This window comes from Arthrobacter humicola (genome assembly GCF_039531445.1).
Classification (GTDB): domain Bacteria; phylum Actinomycetota; class Actinomycetes; order Actinomycetales; family Micrococcaceae; genus Arthrobacter; species Arthrobacter humicola.
Genome location: NZ_BAAAQB010000015.1, coordinates 28,618 through 35,374, shown reverse-complemented (window position 1 = coordinate 35,374; position 6,757 = coordinate 28,618). Strand labels below are relative to the sequence as shown.

Sequence of the window (6,757 nt, the reverse complement as noted above, 5' to 3'; positions counted from 1 at the left end):
AGCTCCTCCGGGAGCACTTCACGGGGTTCAGTCATAGCCACAATGATTCTCCAATCAATCAGCGACTACAGCCCTCCTACACAAACAATCTGACACCCCCGCGCAGCAGTTCCTCGGAGGGCTCGGCGCCGTCCTGATCCAGCGCGCCGGCCCAGCCCCGGGCCACCCGGGCCAGGAAGTCCGCGTCGTTTTCCGCGGCCGTGCGGGTCAGGGCGTGCTCCATCCGCGCCAGGGTCCCGGCGTCACAGGCGTGCCGGACTTTCTCCAGCGCCGCCGTGATGATCGTCGCGGCCCGGGATGCGACCTGCCCGGCCGCGACCGCCGCACCGAGTTCCGCGTGCACGGCCGGGACGGGCTGGCCGGTGAGTCCCCGGCGCGGCAGCACACCCCCGGCGAGGGACAGCCGGCGCTTAGCCTCCGGGGCGCTGATCCGCAGCCGCGCCCGCAGGAACTCCGCCGTGTTCCGATACCCGTCATCGACCACCGCCGCGTCACCGGCCGCATCCCACGGCACACCCTCCCCGGTCAGCGCGTCGGGCGAAGCCGCGGAACCGGGCGACGCCTCAGCCGCAGAGATTCCGGGGGCGTCGTCGCGCCAGCCCGTCGTCCACGACGTGCCGGAGGGTGCGCCACTGGCGGCCGCGGTTCCGGGGGCGTCGTCGCGCCAGCCCGTCGTCCACGACGAGCCGGCCCCCGCCCCGGTTGCCGGGGAGGCCTGCGTCCTGGTCCGGTCCACCGCACCGGCCGCCACCAGCTGTAAAAACTCCACCCGGCGCGAAAGCTCCTCCACAGCCCCGGCGAAGTCCGACGCGGTCCGGAAATCCCACAACGCCGCATCCTGAACCGCCGTCTCCCCCACAGCCTCCAACGCGGCCAGGGCAACACCCACACCCGACCGCCGGGCCAGGTCCATGCCGCCGCCTGCGCCGCGGTCCGTGCCGGGATCCGCGCCGCAGCCTCCAGCGCGACCGGTGCACCGATCCGTGCCCTGCCCGTCGTCCCCGAGAGGAATGAAATCCCTGACGGCTTCCATGACACCAGTCTCCTCCGGGGGTCTGACATTCTTAGCGCGAACCCAAATTCCAACCCCGCGAGTGGGTCGCGATTCTTCCGAGCTTTACCCCGGAGGCTGCAAGGCTTAGAGATGCCGCACGTGACAGGGATGCCCGACGGCACAAATGCACTTACACTGCTGGAATGCCTATCATCCCGGATACCAAGGACTGGACTTGGGTCCTGTCGCGGCCCTGCCCCGAGTGCGGCTTCGATGCCTCCGTTGCGACCCCGGCCACTGTGCCCGGGATCATCACCACCATGCTCCCGCGGTGGCGCGCCGCCCTCCGCCGGCCGGACGCGGCGGAGCGGCCCGATGAGGCCACCTGGTCCGTTCTCGAGTACGGCTGCCACGTCCGGGACGTCTTCACACTCTTCGATCACCGTTTGGCGCTCATGCTGGGCGAAGACGACGCCCGGTTCGATGACTGGGACCAGGACCGGACAGCCATCGAACAGGACTACGCCAACGCCGATCCTGCCGAAGTCGGCGCCGAACTGACCGCCGAGGGCGAGCAGATTGCTGCGTCCTTCGCCCGCGTCACGGAGGAGGACTGGGACCGCAAGGGGACCCGGAGCAACGGCTCAGTATTCACGGTCCTGACCTTTGCGCAGTACTTCCTGCACGACGTCGTCCATCACCTCCACGATGTGGACGGTTAGCCCCTCGACGGTTAGCGCGTCGACTGCAGGCTCCCGGCCCGGTAGCCTGCAGCCCGGTAGCCTGCAGTCCTTCATCCCCCGGTCCGCTAGCTAGCGGCCCCAGGTGCAGTCCCCCGAGCGGACGCCCCCTAACCCACGGCCGATTACAGATCCTTGTCCCACGCCATGCTGCGGTTGACTGCCGAATAGCCCATCTTGATGTACAGCGCGAGGGCTCCGGTGGGGTTTTCTGAATCGACGTCCAAGGAGGCCACGTCCATTCCGGCGGCGGCAAAGCGGCGCATGGCATCCGCCAGGAGGACCTGCGCGATGCCACGGCCGCGGAAATCCCGCCGCACTCCCAGCAGTTCTGTGTACCCCTCGCGGTAGCCACGGGCCAAGGCGCCCTCGGCGTCGTAGGTGGCCAGCTGGTAGCCCGCCACCGTTCCCGTGGAACGCTCAAGCACGACGCCGCTGAGGTCCGGCCGGGCCTGCGGATCGTTCACCACAAAACCCCATCCCTCTTCGTCCCGGGGCTCGCTGCCCCAGTGGTCCCGAAATGCGTCATTGTGCGCCAGCCGCACGGGCTCGTGGAGCGCCGGCCCGAAGGTCACGAGCTCCAGTCCGGGGTCTAGGACACCCTCGGGCAACGCCTGGTTCAGTGGCCGGTGCATCTCGTTGTAGTAGCGGACAATGCTGTAGCCGGAGCCCGCGAACAAAGCCGCCTGGTGTTGATGTTTCTCCTCCATGTAGAGCCGCAGCCTCGGATGCGGCTCCACCGCTCCGGCCTCCGCCACGCCGCCTGCCGCTGCAGCATCCTCCGCGAAGCGCTCCCTGGTCCGCTGTTCCATCCAGCCCAACAGCCCGATGCCGATTCCACTCCCCTGCCACGCGGGATCCACGCAACCGGACCCTGTCGCCTTATCCCCGTCGCGGTTCTTGGTGACCCTGGCGTACGCCCGGGCAATGCCCTGCGCATCGAACCCGAGGATGGTGTTCGCCGCCACCGGGTTGTTCTTCGACTCCAGGATCTGCTCCAGATCGGCGCGGCGCTCGAACCAGACGGGCTGCTCCACGGCGGCGGTCCGGGCGATCAGTCCGGCCCACTCATCGAGGTCCTGCTGTTCTGCCGCCCGCCAAACCAGCCGGGAATCGAGCGGGGGCAGGGTATCGCCTTGTCGGTTCATCGCAACAGGCTAACGGGCACCCTACCCCCGCGCCAGCACCGCCGCCGCAGCCGGATTCGTGCCAAGGGCAGCCGCGGCGTCGAGGTCCAGACGGATATCAGCGACGTCGATATCGTCCGGGTTGTGCGTTACGAGGACCACCGTGCGGTCCTTCAGGCCGTCCCGCAACTCGGCCAGCATGAGCCGTCCGGCCTCCGCGTCGAGGTGCGCCGTCGGTTCATCGAGCAGGATGACATCGGCCCCGGTCATGAGCGTCCGTGCGACGGCCAGGCGCTGGCGCTCCCCGCCGCTGAGGAACGCCCCGCCCGGTCCGATCCGGGTGTCCAGGCCGTCCTCAAGCCGGGCCAGCACCGGGCCGAGCCCCACGGCGTCGAGCGCAGCCCGCATCTGCTCGTCACTTCCGGCTGGCGCTCCGCCGCCGGCGGCCGCGGCGCCTCCTGAGGGCGCGGCGGCTTCCCGGCCCCGCGCGGCATCTCGGCCCCGCACGGCATCTCCAGACGTGTTGCCGCGGCCGGACTCTGTCTCCACAGCCGCCCCTGGCCGCGCCAACAGAAGGTTGCCCCGGATGGTGGAGTCGAACAGATGGGCCTCCTGCGGGCACCAGGCCGCGCGGCCGGTCAAAAACAGGTGGCCACTGGTTGCCGGGAGGAAACCCAGGGTCACAGCGAGCAGCGTGGACTTGCCTGATCCGGATGCGCCAGTGACTGCAAGCCAGCGTCCCGGGCCGGCCGCGGCCGTGAGCCCGGTAAAGACGTTGCCGCCGCCAGGCCACCCGGCGGCGAGGTCAACCAGCTCGATCCCGGGCTCCCCGTCGGGCCGTGCCGCCCTAGGAACCAGCCCGCCGTCGGCGACTTCGCCGCCTTCCGGTCCGCTGTCAGCCCCCGCGTCCAGGACTCCTGCCTCGCTGATGCGCCGCAACACGGCGCGCAGCGCCGGGAACTGCCGCACGCCCGTTGTGATGGCCGCGTAGGGGTCCACCAAAGCGAGTTGCACGAGCACGACGACGGCGACCGTTGCCGGTTCGACCGCGCCGCTAAGAGCCAGCGGGGCGGCCAGTACGGCGCTGGCCAACGCTGCGCCGGCACAGGCCAGGACGGTCAGCGACTGGCCGAGGCCTTCCGCCCAGGCCGACCGCTGCGAGGCCGCTGTCGCGGACCGGTCGGCCCTGCTGATGGCACCCAGCACGGGAGCGGTCACTCCGTTGGCGTGGAGTTCTGCGCGGGCGTCCAGGGCGGCGGCGACGTCTCGGAGCACGCCGGAGCGGAGCTGCTGTTCGGTGCCGGCGGACATGCGGTCGGCCGCCAATGCAAGGGCGGGGGCCACGATAATGCTCAGCAGCGCCGCTGCGGCCACGGCCGGAAGCGCCGCCGGGAGCAGGAAGCCGATGCCGACCACTGCGGTCACGGCGACAGCGACAGCGGTGACGGGCGGCAGGACGACGCGTGGAAGGAGATCACGGAGGGTATCGACGTCGTCCACCACCGTGCCCAGGACGTTGCCGCCCTGCAGAAGCCGGCGCAAGGACAGGGCGCGGCGGCTCAGCGATTCCCAAAGCCGGCCCCGGAGCCTGCTCAGGGCGGCGAAGACGGCATCGTGCAGGAGCAGCCGTTCGGCGTACCGCAGGCCCGCCCGGCCGACTCCGAAGAACCGCACGCCGACGATCGCCGTCAGCAGGTAGAGAATGGGTGGCTGTTCGCTGGCACGGATGATCAGCCAGCCGGACAGGCCGGCGAGGGCGACGGCGAAGAGGGCCGCCAGCGTGCCCACGGCTCCGGCGGCGGCAAACCGGCCCGCCACCGGTGCCAGCAGCCGGCGCAGCCGGGCCACGACCGAGCCGGCGTGCGGGGCTGACTCGGCTGATGGGGCGGCCGCCGTACCGGGCGCCGCTCCGGTCCGCATCGGGTCCCGTTCAGCGACGGGGGCCCGTCCGACGCTAGTTGCTGCGGCCGGCACGGTCCTCCGGTCCGGCACAGTCGCCGCAGTCGACGCCGATACCGCAACAGGCGCTGCCGCCGCAGCACGGACGGTCGACGGCGGCACGATTGCTGCAGCGCGCACGCCCGTGTCTCCCCCCGCGGATGCGGTCAGCGCCACGCGGTCCGTATGCTCAATGCCGCGGTGCCCTCCACCGCGTGGAGCAACCGCGACGAGCCTGTCGGCCAGCTCCCGGGTCTGCCGGTCGTGCGCAACGAGGAGCACGGTGGCGCGTCCGCGGAGCCCGGCGAGGGCCCCGGTAACCACTGAGGCGGAACTCCGGTCCAGGTGGGCAGTCGGCTCGTCCAGGAGTAGTACGGTGGCGCCGGCTTCAATCCGCGCCAGCCCGCGCGCCAGCGCCACCCGCCGCAGCTCCCCCGGGCTCAACTCGGCCGGGTGTTTGGCCGCCAGATGCTCCGCGGCCACGGCGGCAAGGCACCGCAGTGCCGCCGCATCGCCCTCCGACCCAGCCGGAGGATTGGCAGAAGTACCCGCCGGAGTCCTCACGGACATTCTGGCCGTAGCAGCACTGCCCGGAGTGCCGGCCGCGGCGGCGTCGGGTCCGTAGGCGGGAATGCCGAGGTACAGGCGGACCTCGTCCAGTACCGTGGGTGCCACCATGACAGGGTGCTGTGGCACCCAGGCAACCTCCGCCGTCGTGAATCCTCCGATGCGCCCCGACACGACGGTGCTTGCGCCCGCCCCGACGGTGCCCGCGAGGACACCGAGCACCGTACTCTTTCCGGCGCCGCTGGGCCCGTCAAGGGCCGTGATACGGCCGGCATCTGCGGTGAAGCTCAGCGGCCCGACGGCGGCTTTCCTGCGCCCGCCGAAACGGACCGTCAGCCCGTCCACGGCGACGGCAGGCGGCCCTCCGGCCGGGACGCCAGCCGCGGTCAGGTCAGCGGACTGTCCCTCAGCTCTTGCGGCGGCTCCGGCGGCCGGAGCCGGGATCAGCGGCGAGGCTCCCGGATCCGCGAGGACCGCGGTGGTTTCGGCGAGCGCGGCCCGGCCTTCGTCGCTCGCGTGGTGTGCAGTGCCGAGTTCCCGGAGCGGCAGGTAGCAGTCGGGAGCCAGGATGAGCGCCAGCAGTCCGGCCTCAAGCGCCATGTCGCCGTGCACCAGCCGGACGCCGATAAACACGGCAACCACTGCCACGGAAATCGTCGCGATGAGCTCCAAGGCCAGGGCGGAGAGGAAGGCCGTACGCAAAGTCCCCATGGTCCGGGAACGGTATTCCTCGGACATATCCTCGAGTGCCTTGCGCTGGGCCGTGGCCCGGCCCAGGCCCACCAGGACGGGCAGGCCCTTGGCGAGTTCGAGCATGTGGCCGGAGAGCCGGGCCAGCGCCGACTGGGCTTCCCGGACCCGGTCCTCGGTATACCGTCCAATCAGCACCATAAACAGGGGCACCAACGGCACCGTCAACACGATCACCACGGCGCTGATCCAATCGGCGAACAGGATGCGCGCCCCCAGCAGCAGCGGGATGGCCGCGCAGTTCACCAGCGCGGGCAGAAACTGGGTGTAGTAGTTGTCCAGGGCATCCAGCCCCCGGGTGGCGAGGACAGCGAGGCCGCCGTCGGCCGGGCCGGCCGACCGTGTTCCGCTCCTCAGCGCCCGCTCCAGAAGTTGCGAGCGGAGCTCCTCCTTCACCCCCAGCGCCGCCCGGCGCGAGGCCACCGACTGGGCCCACACGGTCAGTGAGCGCAGCACGGCCCCGGCCACCCCGAGGACGAGCTGGTCGGCCCAGGCGGGATCATGCGCCGCGAGACCGGCGAGCATCGATGCGACAGCCTGCGCCATCAGCACGAGCGACAGGGCCTTCAGTGCGGCCAGCAGGCCCAGCAGGTAGAGCGCGGAACGGGTTGCGGGGCCGGCGGGGAACGGTCTCATCAGGC

General features: G+C 71.0%; 4 protein-coding genes. 1 reads left to right on the top strand and 3 read right to left on the bottom strand.

All coding sequences use genetic code 11. From position 1 onward, the window contains the following. Positions 1-76 precede the first annotated feature (76 nt). Positions 77-1,033 (bottom strand): DUF222 domain-containing protein, encoded by a 957-nt coding sequence (locus ABD243_RS06425; protein ID WP_344363420.1) that lies wholly within the window; start codon positions 1,031-1,033, stop codon positions 77-79. Positions 1,034-1,197: 164 nt separating this feature from the next. On the opposite strand from ABD243_RS06425, the gene ABD243_RS06420 reads away from it, so the two are divergent. Beyond that, a complete protein-coding gene (locus tag ABD243_RS06420) occupies positions 1,198-1,716 on the top strand; it encodes a DinB family protein (protein ID WP_116768195.1) in 519 nt (172 codons plus the stop codon). Between the two features lie 143 nt (positions 1,717-1,859). Here ABD243_RS06420 and ABD243_RS06415 read toward each other — a convergent pair whose 3' ends face one another. Then, positions 1,860-2,882: a GNAT family N-acetyltransferase gene (locus ABD243_RS06415; RefSeq protein WP_344363417.1), complete on the bottom strand. Its 1,023-nt coding sequence runs from the start codon at positions 2,880-2,882 to the stop codon at positions 1,860-1,862. Between the two features lie 21 nt (positions 2,883-2,903). Then, positions 2,904-6,752, bottom strand: a complete 3,849-nt coding sequence (cydD, locus tag ABD243_RS06410; RefSeq protein ID WP_344363415.1) for a thiol reductant ABC exporter subunit CydD — start codon at positions 6,750-6,752, stop codon at positions 2,904-2,906. Positions 6,753-6,757 lie beyond the last annotated feature (5 nt).

Excerpts from the sequence above, each read along its gene's own strand:
- ABD243_RS06425 (WP_344363420.1), bottom strand. The coding sequence starts at position 1,033 with ATGGAAGCCGTCAGGGATTTCATTCCTCTCGGGGACGACGGGCAGGGC.
- ABD243_RS06415 (WP_344363417.1), bottom strand. The coding sequence starts at position 2,882 with ATGAACCGACAAGGCGATACCCTGCCCCCGCTCGATTCCCGGCTGGTT.
- ABD243_RS06420 (WP_116768195.1), top strand. The coding sequence starts at position 1,198 with ATGCCTATCATCCCGGATACCAAGGACTGGACTTGGGTCCTGTCGCGG.
- cydD (WP_344363415.1), bottom strand. The coding sequence starts at position 6,752 with ATGAGACCGTTCCCCGCCGGCCCCGCAACCCGTTCCGCGCTCTACCTG.